Annotated in this window: 24 protein-coding genes and 1 riboswitch; of the genes, 17 read left to right on the forward strand and 7 right to left on the reverse strand. The window is 35.2% G+C overall.

Annotated elements, in window-relative coordinates; all coding sequences use genetic code 11:
- The first annotated feature begins 316 nt into the window (after window positions 1-316).
- Entirely contained in the window at window positions 317-1435 is a 1119-nt protein-coding gene (locus NX902_RS03570) for a DUF4309 domain-containing protein (protein ID WP_163186762.1), read from the forward strand.
- A 99-nt stretch (window positions 1436-1534) separates the two neighbouring features.
- Here NX902_RS03570 and NX902_RS03575 read toward each other — a convergent pair whose 3' ends face one another.
- Entirely contained in the window at window positions 1535-2767 is a 1233-nt protein-coding gene (locus NX902_RS03575; protein ID WP_163186764.1) for an aminopeptidase, read from the reverse strand.
- A 214-nt stretch (window positions 2768-2981) separates the two neighbouring features.
- Here NX902_RS03575 and pgmB point away from each other — a divergent pair, with 214 nt between their 5' ends.
- Window positions 2982-3647 (forward strand): beta-phosphoglucomutase, encoded by a 666-nt coding sequence (gene pgmB, locus NX902_RS03580; RefSeq protein WP_163186766.1) that lies wholly within the window; start codon window positions 2982-2984, stop codon window positions 3645-3647.
- A 160-nt stretch (window positions 3648-3807) separates the two neighbouring features.
- On the opposite strand, the gene NX902_RS03585 is transcribed toward pgmB, so the two are convergent.
- Together NX902_RS03585 and NX902_RS03590 are read right to left on the reverse strand one after the other, a co-directional pair.
- Window positions 3808-5889 (reverse strand): DNA topoisomerase III, encoded by a 2082-nt coding sequence (locus NX902_RS03585; protein ID WP_163186768.1) that lies wholly within the window; start codon window positions 5887-5889, stop codon window positions 3808-3810.
- Window positions 5890-6163: 274 nt separating this feature from the next.
- Window positions 6164-6322 (reverse strand): hypothetical protein, encoded by a 159-nt coding sequence (locus tag NX902_RS03590; protein ID WP_162837578.1) that lies wholly within the window; start codon window positions 6320-6322, stop codon window positions 6164-6166.
- Between the two features lie 113 nt (window positions 6323-6435).
- On the opposite strand from NX902_RS03590, the gene NX902_RS03595 reads away from it, so the two are divergent.
- The 6 genes from NX902_RS03595 to NX902_RS03620 all read left to right on the forward strand — a co-directional run bounded on the left by NX902_RS03595 (window position 6436) and on the right by NX902_RS03620 (window position 11835).
- A complete protein-coding gene (locus NX902_RS03595) occupies window positions 6436-6816 on the forward strand; it encodes a DnaJ family domain-containing protein (protein WP_095330697.1) in 381 nt (126 codons plus the stop codon).
- A 485-nt stretch (window positions 6817-7301) separates the two neighbouring features.
- Entirely contained in the window at window positions 7302-8102 is an 801-nt protein-coding gene (gene motA, locus NX902_RS03600; protein ID WP_095330698.1) for a flagellar motor stator protein MotA, read from the forward strand.
- Complete coding sequence (motB, locus tag NX902_RS03605; protein WP_095330700.1) at window positions 8095-8901, forward strand: flagellar motor protein MotB; 807 nt, start codon at window positions 8095-8097, stop codon at window positions 8899-8901. Before motA ends, motB begins: the two co-directional genes overlap by 8 nt.
- Before the next feature lie 156 nt (window positions 8902-9057).
- The gene (gene tnpA, locus NX902_RS03610; RefSeq protein ID WP_095330205.1) at window positions 9058-9513 is read left to right on the forward strand and encodes an IS200/IS605 family transposase; all 456 of its coding nucleotides are present in this window, start codon (window positions 9058-9060) and stop codon (window positions 9511-9513) included.
- 292 nt (window positions 9514-9805) lie between these two features.
- Window positions 9806-10909, forward strand: a complete 1104-nt coding sequence (locus NX902_RS03615) for a carbohydrate kinase (protein ID WP_217279784.1) — start codon at window positions 9806-9808, stop codon at window positions 10907-10909.
- Window positions 10910-10923: 14 nt separating this feature from the next.
- Window positions 10924-11835, forward strand: coding sequence for a pseudouridine-5'-phosphate glycosidase (locus tag NX902_RS03620; protein WP_095330703.1), 912 nt, complete (start codon window positions 10924-10926; stop codon window positions 11833-11835).
- 255 nt (window positions 11836-12090) lie between these two features.
- Here NX902_RS03620 and NX902_RS03625 read toward each other — a convergent pair whose 3' ends face one another.
- A complete protein-coding gene (locus tag NX902_RS03625; protein WP_095330705.1) occupies window positions 12091-12420 on the reverse strand; it encodes a helix-turn-helix domain-containing protein in 330 nt (109 codons plus the stop codon).
- A gap of 333 nt (window positions 12421-12753) precedes the next feature.
- Here NX902_RS03625 and NX902_RS03630 point away from each other — a divergent pair, with 333 nt between their 5' ends.
- Complete coding sequence (locus NX902_RS03630; RefSeq protein WP_171509290.1) at window positions 12754-12963, forward strand: hypothetical protein; 210 nt, start codon at window positions 12754-12756, stop codon at window positions 12961-12963.
- 195 nt (window positions 12964-13158) lie between these two features.
- Window positions 13159-13243, forward strand: a riboswitch (cyclic di-GMP riboswitch).
- Window positions 13244-13275: 32 nt separating this feature from the next.
- The gene (locus NX902_RS03635; RefSeq protein ID WP_082138297.1) at window positions 13276-13425 is read left to right on the forward strand and encodes an anti-repressor SinI family protein; all 150 of its coding nucleotides are present in this window, start codon (window positions 13276-13278) and stop codon (window positions 13423-13425) included.
- Window positions 13426-13590: 165 nt separating this feature from the next.
- Here NX902_RS03635 and NX902_RS03640 read toward each other — a convergent pair whose 3' ends face one another.
- Window positions 13591-13914: a helix-turn-helix domain-containing protein gene (locus NX902_RS03640; RefSeq protein ID WP_047941727.1), complete on the reverse strand. Its 324-nt coding sequence runs from the start codon at window positions 13912-13914 to the stop codon at window positions 13591-13593.
- A gap of 284 nt (window positions 13915-14198) precedes the next feature.
- Here NX902_RS03640 and treR point away from each other — a divergent pair, with 284 nt between their 5' ends.
- The 3 genes from treR (at window position 14199) to map (ending at window position 16526) form a co-directional block, all read left to right on the forward strand.
- Window positions 14199-14915, forward strand: coding sequence for a trehalose operon repressor (gene treR, locus NX902_RS03645; RefSeq protein ID WP_171509291.1), 717 nt, complete (start codon window positions 14199-14201; stop codon window positions 14913-14915).
- Between the two features lie 78 nt (window positions 14916-14993).
- Window positions 14994-15512 (forward strand): type 1 glutamine amidotransferase domain-containing protein, encoded by a 519-nt coding sequence (locus NX902_RS03650; RefSeq protein ID WP_095330709.1) that lies wholly within the window; start codon window positions 14994-14996, stop codon window positions 15510-15512.
- A gap of 261 nt (window positions 15513-15773) precedes the next feature.
- The gene (map, locus tag NX902_RS03655; protein WP_249879242.1) at window positions 15774-16526 is read left to right on the forward strand and encodes a type I methionyl aminopeptidase; all 753 of its coding nucleotides are present in this window, start codon (window positions 15774-15776) and stop codon (window positions 16524-16526) included.
- A gap of 72 nt (window positions 16527-16598) precedes the next feature.
- Here the strand turns inward: map and NX902_RS03660 are convergent, their stop codons facing one another.
- Entirely contained in the window at window positions 16599-16823 is a 225-nt protein-coding gene (locus NX902_RS03660; protein WP_095330713.1) for a DUF1128 domain-containing protein, read from the reverse strand.
- 153 nt (window positions 16824-16976) lie between these two features.
- Between NX902_RS03660 and NX902_RS03665 the strand changes: the two genes are divergently transcribed.
- From NX902_RS03665 to NX902_RS03680, 4 genes are all read left to right on the forward strand, one after another.
- Window positions 16977-17450 (forward strand): low molecular weight protein-tyrosine-phosphatase, encoded by a 474-nt coding sequence (locus NX902_RS03665; RefSeq protein ID WP_123259993.1) that lies wholly within the window; start codon window positions 16977-16979, stop codon window positions 17448-17450.
- A gap of 90 nt (window positions 17451-17540) precedes the next feature.
- Window positions 17541-17897, forward strand: a complete 357-nt coding sequence (locus NX902_RS03670; protein ID WP_204259815.1) for a YtxH domain-containing protein — start codon at window positions 17541-17543, stop codon at window positions 17895-17897.
- Between the two features lie 201 nt (window positions 17898-18098).
- Entirely contained in the window at window positions 18099-18920 is an 822-nt protein-coding gene (locus tag NX902_RS03675) for a YihY/virulence factor BrkB family protein (RefSeq protein WP_341160551.1), read from the forward strand.
- Window positions 18921-19197: 277 nt separating this feature from the next.
- Complete coding sequence (locus tag NX902_RS03680; protein WP_341160552.1) at window positions 19198-19344, forward strand: hypothetical protein; 147 nt, start codon at window positions 19198-19200, stop codon at window positions 19342-19344.
- A 376-nt stretch (window positions 19345-19720) separates the two neighbouring features.
- Here NX902_RS03680 and NX902_RS03685 read toward each other — a convergent pair whose 3' ends face one another.
- Entirely contained in the window at window positions 19721-21652 is a 1932-nt protein-coding gene (locus tag NX902_RS03685; RefSeq protein WP_341160553.1) for a heavy metal translocating P-type ATPase, read from the reverse strand.
- Between the last annotated feature and the right edge of the window lie 88 nt (window positions 21653-21740).

Consider the following 21740-nt stretch of genomic DNA (forward strand, 5'->3'; position numbering starts at 1 on the left):
GACGCAAGTTAGGTCCTTGGATATGGGGAATGGGTGAGCGGTGGATATTCCATATGTTGTGTGGTAAAGGTCTTGGAGAAGGGGGAAATAGGTGCTGGAAAAAGCTAGATTTGTAGATTGGAGAGCAATTTGGTACTATTAATAAGTATATATGAAGTTCAATAAAAAATTGGAATTATCTTTAGTGAGCTTTCAATAATAGAAATTATGGTAGTTATGCTTGATTTTAAACAACTAGAACGCCAACTATCCATAAAGTGAAACTCTAACTCCTTCTAAAGGAGTATAGATGTGTTTGGAAAATAGGAGAAAGATAATGAAAAAAAATAAATATATCTGGCTAATAGTGGTCGGAGTCATTATAATTGCAGGGATTTTAATCACTTCTATGGTAAATTCCTATCTAACAGAGAAACATAAAAATGAGTTGGATCAAAAACATATGGTGATTAAGAAAGATTTACAATGGACGAAAGATAATGCTTATTTTGAAATAGATATAAACGTGAAAGAGAAAAAGTATGAATTATATATTATAGGAGAAGGGGAAAGGAAATATCAGCAAGTAGAAGATACGGATCTAGGGGAAAAAGACGATACGATTGTGACTGGAGACTTTGCCTTTTACTTATGGACGAAAGAATACGGAAAGAAAGCAGTAAAACAAGATCTAGAATTACCCAATCCTATGACATTCAATTTATCGCAAAAAAATATAGGAACATTTCTTGTTAACCAGCAAAATATTGCGGCTGTTTACCAAGGGAAAGAAGCAAATGAGGTAATGGCCTATTTCTATACCATTCATGATGGGAAATTAGTTACCCTAACTGATTATGGAATGCGTATCTATAGTAAAAATATCAAAAACATTCAACAAAATTATATACAAACCTTAAGGGAAAAAGATACCGACCAAATGGAATTTGATACGTGGATGCTTGAGCAGAAAAGCGGGAAATTAGTAAAAATAGATGGAACTTCTATTAAAAATAAGGAAATTATCAATAAATGGCTGGATGATACGGAATTTTACTATCCATATAAAAACTTATCTGTTACTTCTAGTTTAAAGAATTTAGCGGAACAAGGAATGTTGATAGGCGCCCAATATCCAATCGGAACAAATATAAAAGAGATAAAGAAAATTAATTCTAATTATACAATCAAGGATTATAATCAGAAATATAGTCAATTGGATTTTCCTGAGATTACTTATTACTATGATAAGAAAACCGATCTTGTTACTTCTATTTCTATTCCAGGTATTCGTTTAAAAGAATCAGTACAATCGATTCAGGATACAATCGGGAAGCCAGATGATTTTGTTACGAAAGAGGCTGGGTCTATAGCTACGTATACAGCAGGAAACTATAAACTAATCATCCAATTGGACTTATCTCAACGAATTAAATCGATTAGCTTGGTAAAATAGAAAGATTAAAAGAATAGTAAAAAATAAAGGATGTTCCGTGAAATGTTTCATAACATAAACATTCCATGGAACATCCTTATTGAACTTAGTTACTTAAAATTAAAATGCCCAATCTCCATTTCTGAATACTGCTTCTATTTTTCCGTCTACGGTAATACCGTCAATATTCATTTTGTCTGATCCTATCATAAAGTCGACATGTGTAATACTATCGTTTAAACCTTTTTCAGCTAGTTCTTCACTTGACATCTTTTTTCCACCTTCAATACAGAATGCATATGCACTTCCGATTGCTAAGTGATTTGAGGCATTTTCATCAAATAAAGTATTGTAGTAAAGAATATTTGATTGAGAAATAGGTGAACGATGTGGTACTAAAGCTACTTCTCCAAGATAATGAGAACCTTCATCTGTTTCAACTAATTGACGAAGAATTTCTTCCCCTTCTTCTGCCTTTACATCGATAATTCGACCATCTTTAAAGGTTACGGAGAAATTATTAATAATGTTTCCGCCATAGCTTAACGGCTTTGTGCTTGATACAGTTCCATTTACTCCTTTTTTATGTGGAACAGTGAAGACTTCTTCAGTCGGCATATTTGCCATGAATTCAAAACCTTTTTCATTGATAGATCCTGCTCCACACCATAGATGTCCTTCTGGAAGTTCAATCGTTAAATCTGTACCTGGAGCTGTATAATGAAGCTGTTTGTATGCTTTTTCATTTAAGTAATCCACTTTTGTATGAAGTGTTTTATCATGCTCTTTCCATGCTTGGATTGGATTTGCTTGATCTACTCGAATAGCCTTAAATATAGCATCCCATAGTAACTCCACTCTGCTGTTTTCAGGAGCGTCTGGGAAAACAAGATTTGCCCAAGCTTTGGATGGAACAGCAATTACGGTCCAGCTTACTTTATCAGACTGTACATATTTTCGGAATTGGCTTAAAGCTGTTCCAGAAGCCTTTTGGAAGTTACTAATTCGTTCAGAATCAATCCCTTTTAAAAGGTCTGGACTAGAAGATACTACAGACATGAAGGCTGCCCCTTCTTCTGCAAGTGAAATCGTCTCTTTTGCTCTAAATTCAGGATATTCTTTAAATGCTTCATCTGGTGCCAATTCGTATTTTGTACGAGTAACGATATCATCACTCCAGTTGACTACAACATTACTTGCGCCAATTTGGTAAGCTTCTTTTACGACAAGACGAACAAACTCTGCAGATTCAATGGATGTATTAATAACAAGTGTTTGTCCTTTTTGGATATTTACACCGACTTTTACTGCGAGTTCAGCATATTTTTGTAAATTTTCTTGAAATGTACTCATTTTTATTCTCCTTTTCTATAAGCGGTTAGCTCTATGTATAACATGAATCCCAATATGGAATGGATGCTGCTTCTATTGTAGCTTTTTTAGAAAGAGAAATAAACTGATTGATCGTAACATTAGGATAATAATTGATCTTATCGCAAGAGAAACAAATAATAAGCATTTTTGGTAAAATAGCTATAATGGATTTTTTTATTTATGGGAGGTTTTTATGACTAATCGGTTACAAGCAGTTATCTTTGATTTTGATGGTGTTATAGCAGACACTGTTCCCTTATATTACAAAGCAACAAAAAAAATGGCGGTGGAGATTGGGGCATCCTTTACTAGAGAAGATAACTTAAGATATCAAGGTGTTCCGCGAAAGGTGCTAATTGACGACTTAGTTGCACAAACAGATAAAGTATTTACAGATAGAGAAAAGGAAATGTTAGGAAATCACAAGAGTGAATATTATAAAGCTTTAATTTCGGAATTCACAGTAGAAAATATGCTGCCAGGAATGTATGAATTTTTGAAAGATCTTAGGGAAATGGGTATTAAATTTGGGATTGCATCCTCTAGTTCCAATGCACCTTTTTTATTGGATCGTTTTGGAATAAGAGACTGGTTCGAATGCATAGTAGATCCACATTCCCTGAAAAAGGGAAAACCAGATCCAGAAATATTTTTAACAGCAGCAGATTGCTTAGGGGTCGATTATCATGAGTGTGCTGCTATAGAGGATGGACAAGCAGGCTTGAGTGGAATTCTGCAGACACCTATGTTTTCTGTCGGGATAGGACAAGGAGATGTTTTTGCAAAAGCGGATTGGCAAGTTGCCTCCACTAGAGAACTAAGTGTGAATACTTTATTAGAAAAGTTTAATAATCGATGAGGAAAATGAATAATACTGATTCATGGAAGCAAAGAGTATACTGAACTATAGGGAATAGTAGCAACCTTCATAAAAAATATCATCCGAAATGATTCATACCATTTCGGATGATATTGCGTTGCTATAAGCTGGAATACGAAAGTTGCAGCCTATTACCTTTTTAATCGTCTTTTTTCATCGCGGCTTTTAATAAATCACCTAGACTATTTCCAAAGCTTTCGTCTTTACTGTATTTCTGAACAAGTTTCCGTTCTTCTCTTTTGTTAATGGTCTTTTTACGGTCTGTAGCTTTTTCCACTACATTGCAGTTTCTGCATTGGAAATAGGTACCGGCCACTCCATTATGGATTTCCATTTTCTTATGGCATTGTGGACAACGCTTGTTGGAAAGTTTAGGATCTTTTCTTTTACTAAAAGAACAATCCATACTGGAGCATACAAGAATTTTTCCGTTTTTTGTATTTTTTTCCTTTAGGAAAGACCCACATTCAGGACATTTGGAGCCAGTGAGATTTTGCATTTTATACGATTTCTCACTTTGTTTTATTTCCCGGACAAATCGTTTGGTCTGCTCTTTAATTTGTTCCATAAATTGATGAGGATTTGCTTTTCCTTTAGCGATATCCTCTAACTCTTGCTCCCATTTTGCCGTTAAATCGGGAGTAGTCAAATCATCATTAACGAGATTGAGAAGCTGTTTTCCTTTGGAGGTAGAATGTAATTTCCCATTTTGTCTTTCTAATACCTCAGATGAAAGCAATCTTTCAATTATTTCAGCACGCGTAGCAGGAGTCCCCAGTCCGAATTTCTCCATTTTTCCTAGAATATCAGCTTCTGTAAAACGTGATGGAGCTTCCGTAAATTTTTGCTCCAAATTTACAGATTGGACTTTTAATTGTTGTCCCTCTTGAAGCTGTATATTTTTTGAAGAATCTGTTTTGCGAGAGTCTAAAGCTTTAAAACCTAATTCTAATATATTTGTTTCTTGAGCGACAAAGGAAGCTCCATTAATGTTTAATGTAGTAGAAATAATTTCATACTTATATTTTGGATAAAATAACGTCAAAAATCTTTTTACGATTAAGTCATAAATTTTTACTTCCTCATTATCTAACCGGTTTAAAAATACCGGCTGCTCGGTCGGGATAATGGCATGGTGGTCAGATACCTTATTGTTATTGAACACATTATTTGCTTCGACCTTCCCCTTGTTGCGTAAGATAGGTTGAACTTCTTCTTTAAATGCGCCGGATATACTTTCAATGCGATCAATCATCGTATTCTTCATATCTGTCGTTAAGTATCGTGAATCCGTTCTCGGATAGGTGACAAGTTTATGTTGCTCATATAGCTTCTGCAGGACATTTAACGTTTTTTTGGCAGAAAAACCGAATCGGCGGTTTGCGTCTCGCTGGAGTTCTGTTAAATCATAAGGCAATGGCTGATGCTCTGTTTTTTCTTTTACGGTAAGCGTCTCAACCACTGCCTGCTTCCCTTTCGTATTAGCTACAATTTTTTCTGCTGTTTCTTTTGAAAAGATTCTTCTCTCTTGATTCTTTTCATATTTCGCTTGTAGAGAATCTATTTGTGCAGTGATGGTCCAATATTCTTTTGGAACAAAGGATTGAATTTCTTTTTCTCTCTCTAGAACCATTGATAAAGTAGGGGTTTGAACACGCCCTGCTGACAATGGATCATTGAATTTCGTTGTTAAGGCTCTTGAAACATTTAAGCCGATTAGCCAATCTGCTTGTGCTCTACACACAGCGGATTGATATAAGCGATCGTAATCTTTTCCCGGCTTTAGTTGTTTAAAGCCATCCTTTATTGCTCGGTCCGTTTGTGAAGATATCCATAATCGTTTAGTTGGTTTGGTAAATCGGATTTTCTCTAATATCCAACGTGCGACTAATTCTCCTTCACGACCTGCATCTGTGGCGATAATACAATCTTTAATATCTTTTCTTTTTGCCAGTTGTTCAATGGCTTTATATTGATGACTGGTTTGCTTCATCACTTTTAATTCCATTTTCTGTGGAATAATTGGTAAATCATCTAAATTCCAATTTTTAAATTTGGGATCATAATGCTCGGGCATTTTTAATTCAATTAAATGGCCTAAAGCCCAAGTCACTATATATTTATCTGATTCCAAATAATTTTTAGTGGATTTATTGCAACCAAGCACTCTGGCTATTTCTCTCGCAACACTTGGCTTTTCACATAACACAAGAGATTTCATCTAAACACCTTCCAATAGAATTTTTAGCTGTCTTGAATAATAGAAGCAGATTCTGTTATTCATTTTAAGTTATTTAATAATTATCGTTTTATTAGTCATACGATACCTTCTAGTATAACATGAGAGGAGAAGGGGAATGGGAAATAGTGAGCTTTTGCTGAATATTAATGCGGAGCATATAGAAGACCTATTTCGAACGTATAGGAAAATAAAGGGAGGAAAAGGAAGACGGCGCCCTTTTCCAATGGTCGTGAACGCCGTCTATTGCATGGATTTACTCTTCTTCTTCGATTCGGTTTTTAAAAGCTTCCTGTGTTACGATAAATTCTTCATCGCCAGGAGCATCCTCTGTATGTGTATGTTTTCTTGTGTCCTTTGGAAGCGGACCTGGATGGTGTTTCTTCTTATGATTGAAATGTTCTCCACGTGCCAATAATAACACCCCTTTCTTTTCTATTTTTTATAAAAATCGCTCATCCTATACCGACGAGAAGTGGAAATTGTATAATGGAAATAGGTTTATGAAAAAAAGGAGGGGATAGATGAATGGATTTTTCGATTCTTGTTTCAGAAGATAAAATAAAAAAAGCATATAAAGACGGGGAATTTAACCATCTTCCAGGGTTCGGAAAACCACTCCCAAAAGATAGTCTAGATTCTGTACCAAAAGAATTGCGAATGGCTTATCGTGTTCTCAAGAATGCTGGATATTCATTAGAAGAGGATAAGATTAGACAAGAATTATTGTCCATGGAAGATTTAATTCGTTCCTGTGAGACAGAAGAAGAAAAGGTAGTTTTACAAAGAAAATATAATGAAAAATTATTGCGATTTCGTAAAATGATGAAAGAACGTACAGGAGAAAGTCACTCTAATCCTTTTTCTGGATATCAGAAAAAGGTAGAGAATAAATTCTTTCCGAAATAATGATAGTAGTTACGGTTTTGATTCAAATATGGTTTCTAACTTATATTTCAAAAGAGTGGCTGGGGCAAAACAAATATATAATGGATAAAGACGAATATTCTCTAATTTGGTGGTGAAAACCAATTCGTTCTATTACACTACAGACATATAATACCCCGGGGAGCAACCTAAGCCTCCGCGGCTGCCCCATGGAAAGCGAAGTGTATTCAGGCTGCGGTAATCATCACAAACCCTCATTCTTAAATTTAATTAAACCCCGAACAATTATACGACTATTTTTTAGTGTGTACGTATAATTGTTCGGGGGTATATTTGATTGAAATTCTTATGACCCGTCCTCTTTTTCGATTAAAAAAGCAGGACTATTGTCATGATTCATGAAGTTTCCGAAATTTACATGAAATAAAACTAAAATTTTGAAGAGAAATGTCGAAAAAAAAGGTAAGACATAGAATCGAAATTTTGGAATAAGATAGGTGAAAATAATGGATAAAACTTCCTTGATAGGAATTATACTTGCTATTATTGCTGTGGGAGTAGGAATGGTGTTTAAAGGTGTCAGTCCTGCGGTATTATTGAATCCAGCAGCTATTCTAATTATTTTAGTAGGTACAGTAGCAGCAGTAGTTATTGCCTTTCCTGCTTCAGAGATTAAACGAGTTCCAAAGTTATTCGGCATCTTGTTTAAGGAGCAGAAAGTGCAGGATACGAAAGAGTTAATTCGCTTGTTTTCAGAGTGGGCACAATTAGCTAGAAAAGAGGGACTTCTTGCATTAGAAGCAAAAACAGATGAAATTGAAGATCCATTTTTGAGAAATGGCTTATCTTTGTCTGTGGATGGACAAAGTGCAGAGTATATTAGAGATGTATTAACAGAAGAAATTGAAGCAATGGAAGAGAGACATCGTACAGGAGCGCTTATTTTTACCCAAGCAGGTACCTACGCCCCTACATTGGGAGTACTTGGAGCAGTAATTGGGCTGATTGCAGCTTTAGGAAATATGTCTGATGCTGAAGCGCTTGGACATGCTATTAGTGCCGCGTTTGTTGCTACTTTAATGGGGATATTTACTGGATACGTTTTATGGCATCCATTTGCAAATAAACTGAAGAGAAAATCACACATGGAAGCAAGTCAAAAATATTTGATGATAGAAGGGGTTCTTTCTATTTTAGAAGGAGAAGCGCCTAGGGTAATTGAACAAAAGCTTGCATCGTATTTACCTGTTTCAGAAAGAAGACAATTTCTTGAAGAAAGCGAAAGTAGTGTGAATACGAATGAGTAAAAAGAAAAAAAAGAAAGTACATCATGAGGAGCATGTTGATGAATCTTGGCTTGTTCCTTATGCGGATATCCTTACTTTATTGCTGGCTTTATTTATCGTTTTATATGGCATGAGTTCTGTTGACGCTAAAAAATTCTCTGAAATCGCAGAAGCTTTTAATAAAGAATTACAAGGAGGGACAGGTATATTTGAATACCCTAGTCCTGCACCGTCAATGAATAGTGAAACTACAGATGTTGATTTGGCTGATCAAGAGAAAAAGGAAGATAAAAAAGATAAAAAAAATCTTAGCGAAAAAGAACTAAAAGAATTACAAAAACAGAAAGATAAACAAGAATTATCAGAGATTCAACAAAAGGTAAATGCCTATATTGCTAAGAATAAATTAGGGAATAAGCTGGATACGGAACTGACGGATGAAGGTTTGCATGTTTCAATTAGAGATAATGTACTCTTTGCTTCTGGAAGTGCCGAAGTTCGCAATAAAGACAGAAAAGTTGTTTCCGAAATTGCTAATTTACTTGTCATGGATCCGCCGCGAAGCATTATTATAAGTGGACATACAGACAATGTTCCCATCCGCAATTCACGATATGCGTCCAACTGGGAACTAAGTGTGACTAGAGCTTTAAATTTCATGAAATTACTTCTTGAAAACAAGAAACTAGATCCTAAATCATTTAGCGCCAAAGGTTACGGTGAGTTTCAGCCTATTGCTAGTAATGATAGTTCTGCTGGAAGAGCAAAAAATAGAAGAGTAGATATTTTAATTGAACCAAGAGTAGCAAAAGAAGACTAACAATGGATAGTCTTCTTTTTTTGATTACTCTTTTTAAACCACAGGCTCTGCCTGTGTGAAAATAAAACTTGTAGAGTCGTATTAGAAAAAAACTCCAATCGTTATAATAGAAGATGGCCGTCAAACCAACTTCAAATAACGAGAGGAGTTCTGCTCATGTCGAGCGACAATAGTTTATCACATACAAGATGGAATTGTAAGTATCATATCGTATTTATTCCCAAATACAGAAGGAAAGTAGTATATGGGAAATTAAGAAAAGATATAGGTGCTATATTGAGAAAACTATGTGAAATGAAAGATGTAGAAATAATGGAAGCACATGCCATGCCAGATCATATACACATGCTGGTAAAAATACCACCGAAAATGTCTGTTTCGTATTTCATGGGATATTTAAAAGGTAAAAGTTCATTGATGATCCATGATAGACATGCAAATTTAAAATATAATCATGGAAATCGAACGTTTTGGGCGAAAGGATATTACGTAAGTACGGTTGGATTAAACGAAAAAACAATTGCAAAGTATATACGAGAGCAAGAAGCAGAGGACCGTTTGCGAGATAATATGAGCAAACGAGAATACGTCGATCCATTTAAAGATAAGTAGGGAGAGTAAACGGTTGGCGGTCAATTTAGAGGTCCCTTTAGGGGCTTCGTTGGTAAAGTGCCCTTATAGGGCGAAATTAAAACCGCCGGTTCTACCGGCGGATACTTACTGGAAAATCTTGATTAAAAAGAGATTCCTAAAAAAACAAATAAATAAAGTTTTCATAAAAATGAATAAAGTCTTGTTGTTTGATAAACAAAAGTTTATAATGTAGACAAATGTTGTTTTTAGGGCTAGAGATGATTCTTCTCTACTTCTGACAATTGGCAGTTTCACTTTATTTGAGGGGGAGATGGAAGTGAATGATAAAGAGATTTTTATTCTTCAGCTGATTAAAGAAAATCCCTTTGTTACTCAAAATGAAATAGCTGAGAAAATGGGCTTATCCCGTTCTGCGGTAGCAGGTTATATTTCTTCTTTAACAAAAGAAGGAAAACTACTAGGTAGAGCCTATGTGTTACCAAAAAAGAAAGAAGTTATTTGTATTGGAGGAGCCAATGTTGATCGTAAAGTTCAGGCAGAGGAGACCATTCAATACGGTACCTCTAATCCAGCCTCTACAAGTCAGTCTCCTGGCGGGGTAGCAAGAAATATTGCAGAGAATTTAGGGAGATTGGGACTCGAAACTTCTTTATTTACTATTGTGGGAGATGACCATGAAGGGGAATGGCTGCTAGAGAATACCAAAAGCTATGCAGATATCACTCCTTCTCTTTTGTCTAATCTATATCGAACGGGGACCTATACAGCTTTATTGGAATCTGATGGTGAACTTGCTGTTGCTTTAGCGGATATGTCTATATATGACACTATTGATAAAGATATAATCGATAAAAAGTGGGGGTATATTGCAACATCAGAATTAGTTATTCTTGACACTAATTTTTCAGCAGAAGTATTGGAGCATATTATCATCAGATGCAGGCAAGAACAAATGGCATTGTGTATTACACCTGTATCAGCACCAAAAGTACGAAAACTGCCCGAAGATTTGCATGGAGTTACTTGGTTGATTGCAAACAGAGATGAGGCAGAGGCATTAGCGGAGATGAAAATAAAAGAAGAGGGAGACTTCTTTAAAGCAGCCGAAATCATTCTCGAAAAAGGTGTTGAAAAAGTAGTTATAACGAGGGGAGATAAAGGCCTTATCTATTTTACAAAGCTAGGGGAAGCTGGTGTTATCTTACCTCCAGAAGCAGAAGTAGTCGATGTAACAGGTGCTGGCGATTCCCTTGTTTCAGGTATAATGTATTCTCATATTAAAGGCCTAAACACGGAAGACGCTTGTAAAATCGGCATTACTTGCTCGAACATAACCCTTCAATCGAATCAAACAGTAAATCCACTATTAAATAATAAAAAGTTACAAGAACTATTTGGAAAATACTTTCGCTAAAAGGAGCATATAACATGAAAACAGAATGGCTAGAATTCTCAAAAGAAGTATTAGAAGCAAAGAAAAATAATCTACCGATTGTAGCATTAGAATCAACTATCATTTCCCATGGTATGCCTTATCCTCAAAACGTGGAAACCGCTAAAGAAGTAGAAGATATTATTCGGAAAAATGGCGCAGTTCCTGCAACTATTGCGATAATAGAAGGAAAAATAAAGATTGGTTTATCAGAAGATGAAATTGAATTTTTAGCTAAAAGCGATAATATTGAGAAAGCAAGCAGACGTGATTTACCATATTTAATTGCTGGTAAAAAGAATGGGGCAACCACTGTAGCAGCTACCATGATTTGCGCAGAGCTTGCAGGAATTAAAGTGTTTGTAACTGGTGGAATTGGCGGTGTTCATAGAGAAGCAGAGCATACAATGGATATTTCTGCAGATTTACAAGAATTGGCTAAAACAAGCGTAGCGGTTGTTTGCGCAGGGGCTAAATCTATATTAGATATTGGATTAACGTTAGAATATCTTGAAACATATGGCGTTCCAGTTGTAGGATATGGAACAAAGTCTCTTCCAGCCTTCTATACAAGAACTAGTCCATTTGAAGTGAATTTCTCAGTAGAAAATCCAAAAGAAGCAGCTGACATGATCCAAACAAAATGGGCATTAGGATTAGATGGCGGGGTAGTGATCGCTAATCCAATTCCAGAAAATGATGCTCTCGATGAAAAATACATTACAGATATTATCGAAAAGGCACTTCAAGAAGCGAAAGAAAACCATATTACAGGTAAAAAAGTAACTCCATTCTTATTAAGTCGCGTAAAAGAATTAACAGAAGGAACAAGCCTAGTTGCTAATATTGCATTAGTCAAAAACAATGCAGAAGTGGGCTCAAGAATAGCAGTAGAGTTAAATAAATAAGAAATAAGACTATTCGAAGTAAGAATGTCGCTTTCCAAATCGGTAGTGCCATTCTCTTTGAATAGTCTTTTTAATGAAAAAATTTTATTAAAAAAACGAAACAGGAAGAGTACAGATAAACTCCAATAGAGGAAGCCAAGGAGACTTTAGAGTTGTCCCATGGAGAAAAATGAACTTATGATAATCATAACTATTTTTTACTTATGTCCTATGCTTATGCGCTATTGCCATAATAGAGTTAGCTTTTCCTTATTTCTAGTTTTCTTGTCTTTTTTTAAATTTAACATATTCAAGAATGCCCGCAAAATCTTCTTTTGTGATTCCTTCTTCAATTGCCTCTTCTACCAAACTCATCCAGTCTTCATCAATGCCTTCTATCACTGTGTGATTATTGTCTAGTAGTTCCTCCACATTTGTCTCAAGAGTGTGGGCAAGTTTCGTTAATACTTGAAGAGAGGGATTTTTTTGAATTCCTCTTTCAATATAACTTAAATAAGATTTGGAAACACCAGATTTGTCGGAAAGTTCATTAATAGAAAAGCCTTTTTTTATTCTTAATGTCTTTATTTTTGCTCCAACCAGCATAACAATTTTCTCCTTATCACCTAAAGAAATATAATTTCATTATAACGAACGGTAAAATGAATAGAAAATATGAAAAAGCTAGATAATAGGAGTTATTCGGAGGAAAAGAATGATAGTTGTTCGTTAAAAAGAAAAAACGGTTGTTTTTGGAATTTTAAAAAATGATAGTTTTGCACTATACTTATGGGAAAGTTCTTAAATAAGAACGTTATTGTGTTTTATAACATTATAATCCTAATTAAAAAGATACTAGGATGGATTTTCTTACTAAATCGTAGCAATTATTTTTCAGCATACAAACCTAAAAGGAAAAGGCAAAGGAAGAGGTGAAAAATGTATAGAAAAAACTGTGACATATGCAATAGACCATCGTACAGTAGTAGTGAACGAGGCAGGTGGATTTGTCCTATATGCCAAAATGACTTAACGGAATATCCTTTTTTTGATGCAATTACATTTGAACAAATTCAAATTAATTATTCTTTTAAAAAAGTGCTAAAAAGCTATCAAACACAATATTATGATAGAAGACAAGATAAGTAGTGCTGCTGGCATAAGAGAAATCTGTAAATAATGCATAAGTATGATTAATTCGATAAGATTCGCTGGAATCAACATATTTTGTAGAAACAACGAGAAATATTTTAGTAATTTGTCCTAATTTTATGACAAATTACTGCATCATTTCATGAGGAAAAGCGATATAATGGGAAAACAGTAAAGAATAAGAGAAAAGGTAAATGTAAAAGGCAAACCAATACGAAAGTTTGGGACGCAAAGTCACGGATCTAATGTCTTAAACAATGATGGCCGGACTGCCAAAATACAAATGTATTTTTGGGAGGGAAGAATTAAGTGATTAATAGTCAACTTTTTACCGAAGAATTGGATTCAGAATGGATTCAATTAATTAATGAAGCCAAAAATATTGGAATGAATTTGCAAGAAGTAAGAGAATTTTTGCGAAGTGAGAAGGATTACTTAATTCAAGAAAATCCGAAATAAACATTTGTATATAGAAAATGATTGTCCAAAAATGGACAAAAAAGGTATCTCTACATTGAATTTTTTCACAATAATGGAATTATATTGTGAAGCATTCAATGTAGATAACTCTTTTGTAATGGAAAAATTTAATAACATATTTTAGCCATATAAGTGGAAAACGTATTATTTTTTTTGTTCCAGTCTCCATCTGTTAAATTCCAAAAATTCACGAAATTCTTTTTTGGATACTCCAGAATCCATTGCCTCTTTTACAATTTTTAACCATTCAGAATCTAACTCATCCTTATTCTGTTGATCATTGATTAAATGATCGACTGGTATATTGAAAACAGCTGCTATTTTTTCTAAAAACTGAATCGATGGATTGGATTGTAAATTTCTTTCCAAGGAACTTAAATAAGATTTTGCAACTCCGGCTTGTTCAGCTAATTCTGATAAGGACATTCTCTTCTCTAAACGTAGCTGTTTTACACGATCCCCAATCATACGCTCACTCACTTTCACTCTTTACGGTATGTATATTTATGATAGCATTTATAGATAAAAAGTTCCATATAAAGAACGAATTGTTCTATCCATTATGCTTATAAACCATTGATGTAAAAGACTATTTTAAAAGTATGTTCACAATATTGAAATATATCTTATAGTGTTTACCCTTTTCTACATACACTGAAACATTTTTTTATTTATTTTTCAATCCTTTTTAGACAATTTGTCTGAAAAAGAGTAGAATGGTAACGAATAATTTGAAAATGTTGGTGAATTTCATGTTGAATAAATATTATATGATATTCGAGGAACTTGAGGCTGCGATCAGAAATGGAAAGTATCCACCCGATACTATTTTGCCATCTGAAAATGAATTAGCTGAGCAGTATAACACATCTAGAGAAACGATCCGTAAGGCTTTAAATATTTTATCGCAAAAAGGATATATTCAAAAGCTCAGAGGAAAAGGCTCCTTAGTACTTGATTTAGAAAAACTTCAATTTCCGATTTCTGGGCTAGTTAGCTTTAAGGAATTGGCGGATAAAATGGGACATTCCTCTGTAACAATTATTGAGAGCTTTACGAATAAACAACCATCTTCTCTTTTGCAAAAGGAAATGCAGTTAAACAAGGACGATTCTATCTGGGAAGTGTTTCGTGTAAGAGAAATTAATCAAGAACGGATCATTTTAGATAAGGATTATATTGTCGAAAAATATGTTCCGGGATTAACAGAGGAAATATGTAAAAACTCTATTTTTGACTATATTGAGAAAGAGTTAAATTTAAAAATTAGCTTTGCGAAAAAAGAATTTACGGTAGAAGAGCCTACAGAAGAAGACTATAATCTATTAGATTTAGAAGGATTTCATTCGATCGTAGTAGTGAAAAACTACATTTATTTTGAAAATGCTACTTTATTTCAATTTACTGAGTCGCGACATCGACCAGATAAATTTCGATTTGTTGATTTTGCAAGAAGAAACGAAGCGTAAAAAAATGGTCCTAGCATGTTTTATTTTCATTCTATGGGGAACGTTACTTATAGAAAATAGGAAAAGGAGATGCTATATATGAGTAAAAGAATTGCTACTTTAATTACTGATATGTTTGAGGACTCTGAGTACACAGAACCAGCTAAGGCTTATAAAGAAGCTGGGCACGAAGTTGTAACAATTGAACTAGAAGCTGGCAAAACAGTGGAAGGAAAACAAAAAGAAGCCTCAGTGACAATTGATAAAGGAATAGATGAAGTTTCCCCTGATGAATTTGATGCCTTATTCATACCAGGAGGATTTTCTCCTGACCAGCTTCGTGTCGATGATCGAGTGGTGGCTTTTACAAAAGCGTTTATGGATGAAAAAAAACCTGTTTTTGCAATCTGTCATGGACCGCAGCTCCTCATTACTGCTAAAGCGCTAGAAGGTAGAAATGCTACTGGCTACAAATCAATCAAAGTGGACATGGAATACGCAGGTGTTACTTTTAAGGATGAAGAGGTAGTCGTATGTGGGGACCAATTAGTAACTAGCAGAACGCCAGAAGATATCCCTGCCTTTAATCGTGAGTCGTTAAAGCTATTAAATAAATAAAGAAATATAAATAATGGAAAGAGTCTGTACCTACACAGATTTATGGTAAGGGGAATATAATCTTTTTATCATGAGTTGCAGTAGGTATAGGCTCTTTTTTTGTGTTAATCTTAAGAAGAGAATAGTTGTTTTTTTTGCTGCAATCAACTCATAATGTTAAGATAGCATACTTAATGAACCGCTAATATAAAAAGAGGAATAGACAAAATTCTATTTGTGTTCATTCTTAGCGGTAACTTTAGATAGGAAGAAGGCTTGGACATGATTGTATTGAAATCAAAACGAGAAATTGAACAAATGAAGAAGGCTGGTGAGATTCTAGTTGGTTGTCATAAAATGATTGCCAAGATGATCAAACCGGGTATTACTACTTTGGAAATTGATCAAAAGGTGGAAGCTTATTTAGCAGAAATGGGAGCGACTCCCGAACAAAAAGGATACCGAGATTATCCATATGCAACTTGTGCCAGTATAAATGATGAAATTTGTCACGGTTTCCCAAGAAATGAGCCTCTAAAAAAGGGAGATATCGTAACCATTGACATGGTTGTTAATTATAATGGAGCATTGGCTGACTCTGCCTGGACATATGCAGTTGGAGAAGTATCAGCTGAATTGCAAAAACTGATGGATGTTACAAAAAAAGCCCTCTATATAGGTATTGAACAGGCGAAGGTTGGCAATCGCATCGGGGATATTGGATTCGCTATTCAACAATATGTGGAAGAACACGGTTTTTCTGTTGTGCGAGATTTTATCGGACATGGCATTGGAAAAGTAATACATGAAAAACCAGAAGTACCTCATTTTGGTTTAGCTGGTAAAGGGCCACGTATCAAAGAAGGAATGGTATTTACAATTGAGCCAATGGTCAATATTGGTGATTATAAAATGAAAATGGATAATAATGGATGGACAGCGAGAACGATAGATGGGAAGCACTCAGCACAATATGAGCATACCATTGCCATCACAAAAGAAGGTCCTGTTATTCTTACAGATCAAGATGCTTAAGGGGATATTTTGTCGATCTTATGGCATTAAAAAAAATCAGTGGGCATCCACCCACTGATTTTTTAAATCAAGTTATTGTTTTCGCAAGTTTCCAAGCTCTTCAGCGAGTGCCTGCATTTCATTTGGACTAAAGGAGTCTCGTTTCATCACATGATCATAAATTTCTTTAATGTCATCATATAGATCTTCATCAAAATGGGTGGATTTAATGGCACCTATGTTTAATACTTTTAATTTTTCTTTTATTTTTTCAATCATGAAATTCACATTTTCTGTTGTTTTATTATCTAAATTCATACCTTTCCCCTTTCTTGGACAATAAAGTTGTTCTATTCATCTTTTCATGCAAACATAGAAATGTCAATATAGAGGTATATGATTAAATAAAGTGCTTTTTGCGAACTGGTAAGTAAAAAAAGTATGTAAATAGAAAAATGGAGGAAAATAAAAATGAAAATACGTGTTTTATTTATTTGCTTAGGAAATATTTGTCGTTCGCCTATGGCGGAGGCGGTATTCCGTGACCTAGTCGAAAAGGAAGGATTGCAGGAGACTATTATTTGTGATTCTGCCGGAACTGGCGGATGGCATACTGGAAATCCGCCTCACCAGGGAACAAGAGATATTCTTAAAGTAAATAAAATCAAGGATGCAGGTATTTTTGCCCGTCAATTGGCGGATAAGGATTTAGAAGAATTTGATTATCTAATTGCAATGGATAACAGTAATATAGCGAATATCAAAAAGCTTAATGAAATGTTAGTCGGCACAAAAGTCCGTTTATTAATGGATTATACAGACCATGCTGCGGGAAAAGAAGTACCAGACCCATATTATACCGGCAATTTTGAAGAGGTGTTTGCCTTAGTGAAGGATGGCTGTGAAGGTCTGTTACGAGAGATTAAGCAAAAATATTCCTTATAGGCAATAAGAGCCATCCTTCAAGCCTGTTTTAAAAATGATGGCTGTAATAGCCAAAATAACTAATTTGGAGAGGTGGCAGGGATGATGAAAATGAGTATAACAAAAGGTCTTTTTATCGGCAGTCTTATTGGAACAGCAATCAGCTTATTTGATAGACATACAAGACAACATGCAGTAACAACTTTACAGCATGCGAAAGATACTGTAACAGATTTAGATCAAATGACATCTAGTTTGAATCTGACTTCCGAAAAAATAAAGAATTCAGCCCTGAAAATTTCGGACGATGCTGCATTTGTTAAAAAACAGTTAGAAGAACTAAAAGGAATAACACCAGTCGTAGCAGGTATTATCCGAGATACAAAGGAAGCTTTCACAAGTGGAAAAATGAGAAATCAGGAAAGAACGCTTGTTTCCAGCATACAATATTTACCTAAGCCAGAATAGCCTGTAAGAATGCTTTGATAGGGATAGCAGCCTATGTACCCCTCTCTTTATTTGAAAAGAGGGATGCCTTTAGGCTGCCTTCCATTACATACCATGAGTACAGAAAGGGCTAATGTCTTTTCTATTTAGTGGACAGGTTTTTATTTACACAATAAAGGGCAATAGACATACATAAAAGAACTGTTAGGACGGTGATTTTGTATGGGAAACGTAATTCCATTTATAAAGGTTCTTATCAAGAAAATTCAACAAGATAATGTATTTGATCTGGCAGCCCAATTATCCTATTATTTCCTTTTGTCAATTTTCCCATTACTTATTTTTGTGATGACACTTCTTCCGTATCTTCCTATTACGAAGGAAGACTTATTAGGATTAGTGGAGGGTTTTGCTCCAGGAGATATTATGAATACGATTGAATCCAATATTGATCAGGTGCTAAGCAGAAATGTTAGTTTATTATCATTTGGTATCATTGCGACAATATGGTCTGCTTCAAACGGATTAAATGCTATCGTAAAGGCATTAAATAAAGCGTATGATGTGGAAGAAACAAGATCTTTTATAGTTGCAAGAGGAATGTCTATTTTACTGACACTTGGAATGATTGCTGTAGTAGTAGTTGCTTTGCTATTGCCAGTATTTGGAGAACAAATCGGGATGTTTTTATTTTCCCAATTTAACTTAACGGATGAATTTTTATCTTTGTGGAATACTTTAAGGTTTCTTGCATCCCCAATCATTTTATTTATTGTGTTTCTTGCTCTTTATTGGATTGCACCGAATAAAAAACTAAAATGTGTTTCCGCTATTCCAGGAGCCATTTTCGCTGCAATTGGCTGGGTAGTCGCTTCTTTAGCCTTCTCTTATTATGTAGGGAACTTTAGTAATTATTCGGCAACATATGGAAGTATTGGAACAATTATTGTTCTAATGATTTGGTTCTATATAACAGGCATTATTATTATTATTGGTGGCGAGATTAATGCTTATTTCACGGAAAGAAAGAAAGAACCTTGTTAAGTGTATCCGTTATTTACCTCTATAAAAAAAATGCAAAAGAACAAACTATTAGAGGGGAAACATTTAATAAAGGGGGAATTTAAAATGACAAAACATACAAAAAAAGATGGCGGAACAAAACAAAAAGGGAAAAGTAAGCCAAAGCATAAAACATCTGGTTCTGCCAACGGATCAAACGGCTACCATTAACCAAAAGGCCTTCAAAGATACACTTTGGAGGCCTTTTTGCTTGGCGTAATAAAGGATAGCAATATAAATTGGGAAAATTAGCTAGTTTGTGTTTGGTCCATTAATTCCTTTTGGTAACAATGTTAGCAGTGACGAAAACAGTGTGGGGGAATTAATGATGACTCATATACAGCTTAGCCAATTAAATGGTTCTCTTATAAAAAAATCACTAATTGGGCTGGGGAATAGTGGATAATTGAATATATCTGGCCAATCGAGCAAGAGAATTAGCTGAAAAGTAAAAATATCAGCCAACCGGAGGGAGAAATCAGCCAAAACCAAAAAATATCAGCCAACCGGAAAGAGAAATCAGCCAAAACCAGAAAGTATCAGCCAACCGGAAGGAGAAATCAGCCAAAACCAGAAAATATCAGCCAACCGGAAGGAGAAATCAGCCAAAAGCAAAAAATATCAGCCAACCGGAAGGAGAAATCAGCCAAAAGCAAAAAATATCAGCCAACCGGAGGGAGGAATCAGCCAAAAGCAAAAAATATCAGCCAACCGGAAGGAGGAATCAGCCAAAAGCAAAAAATATCAGCCAAACATGTATCCCATTCCTCCCGCCGAGTTGCTTATCCTTTTAATAACCGCAAGCTATTTAAAATAACCAAGATGGTACTGCCCTCATGTCCAATAACGCCAAATGGAAGGGCAACGATTTGCAAGAAGTTGGAAATAATTAATAGCATAATGACCGAAATAGAAAAGATAATATTTTGTTTAATAATTCGATTCATCCGTTTAGATAGTTGAATAGCATCAGCAATTTTAGGTAAATCATTTTTCATTAAGACGACATCGGCCGTTTCTAAGGCAACATCTGTACCTTCCCCCATGGCAATGCCGACATTTGCTGTGGCGAGAGCTGGTGCATCATTAATTCCATCCCCTACCATTGCCACGATTTCATATCGCTCTTTTAACTCTTTAATAGAGGTTACTTTCTTTTCTGGTAAGCATTCCGCAATATAGTCCTCTACATAGCTTTCTTGGGCAATTGCTTTTGCTGTTTTTTCATTATCTCCTGTCACCATAACCGTATAAATACCATTTTCTTTTAAGCGGTTAATAGCTTCTTTTGATTCTTCTCTTACAATATCCTTTAATGCGATTAACGCAATCACATCTGCATCTTTTTTAATAAATACAGTGGTTTTTCCTTCTTCTGATAACTGATCATATTTTCCTTCTTGGAAAGCCTTTGCTTCCTTTTCTCCTACAAAAGCAGCTTTTCCGATCCGCCATTCGCTGTTATTCAAAAGGGCGGTCACACCCCAGCCTGAATTATCTTGAATGCTCTCTGGCTGGGGGAATGTCTCTTGATACTTATGCTTAGCGTATTGGACAATTGCTTTTGCAAGTGGATGATTTGAATGGCTTTCAATGCTAGCTGTTATTTGAATGATTTCTTTCTTTGAAAAATGACGATCAACCAGGACATCTGTTACAACCGGTTTTCCTTTTGTTAATGTTCCTGTTTTGTCAAAGGCAATTGCTCTTATATGGGCAAGGTTTTCTAGGTGAACGCCACCTTTAAAAAGAATACCAGCTCTTGCTCCATTAGAAATCGCTGATAAGGTGGCTGGCATAATGCTTGCAACTAAGGCACAAGGAGAGGCCACGACTAAAAAAATCATTGCTCGATAAAAAGTTTCATTCCAAGACCACCCTAATAGGAGATGGGGAAGGAACATTAATAGGACAACAACAGTTAACACAATTTTGACATACGCACCTTCGAACTTTTCGATAAAGGCTTGCGAAGGGGATTTCTCACTTTGTGCTGATTGAATCAATGTAATAATTTTTTGGAAAAGAGTTTCATCTGCATGTTTTGTCAGGGTGACGGTAATGGAGCCACTTATATTTACGGTTCCGGCAAAAACTTCATCATTGATCCCCTTAGATAATGGGATAGATTCGCCTGTGATAGCTGCTTCATCAATTGCTGTAGTTCCTTTTATAATCTTTCCATCCACAGGTACTCTTTCACCTGGTTTAATTAAAATGATATCGGAGACAGAAAGAGCAGATACTGGAACCACTTGCTCTTGGCCATCAGGCAGGATTCGCACCGCTTCTTCTGGCTGTAATTTCATCAGGGCAGATATTTCTTTGTTGCTCTTATTCATTGTATAAGTCTCTAATGCTCCGCTTACAGCAAAGATAAATATTAATATCGCTCCTTCTGCCCAATATCCTATAATAGCAGAACCAACTGCAGCAAAAATCATGAGCATTTCGACATTTAATTCTTTATTTTCAATAGTTTCGCTGATTCCCTCTTTCGCTTTTGCATACCCTCCAATCACAAAAGCAAGTAAGTAGGCAAGAATAGACATAGAAGAATAATGAAAATGATGTAAAATCCAGCCGCCAACAATGAATACTCCGCTTATCCCTGCAGCAATAAGTTCGAGATGAGGAGATAGTTTGGCAAATAGAGTTGGCTTTGCTTCTACCTTTGTTTCGATATAGGTTTTTAATTCTGTTTCTGTAGACATCGTTTTTTCCTCCTTTGTTAATCATTCTTATTGAGAGCGAGAATCAAGTTCAACACCCTTAAAAAACACGAAAGCTGCCACCTAGTAG

Origin of the sequence: Niallia sp. FSL W8-0954 (assembly GCF_038005605.1) — a bacterium.
Taxonomy (GTDB): Bacteria; Bacillota; Bacilli; order Bacillales; family Cytobacillaceae; genus Niallia; species Niallia circulans_A.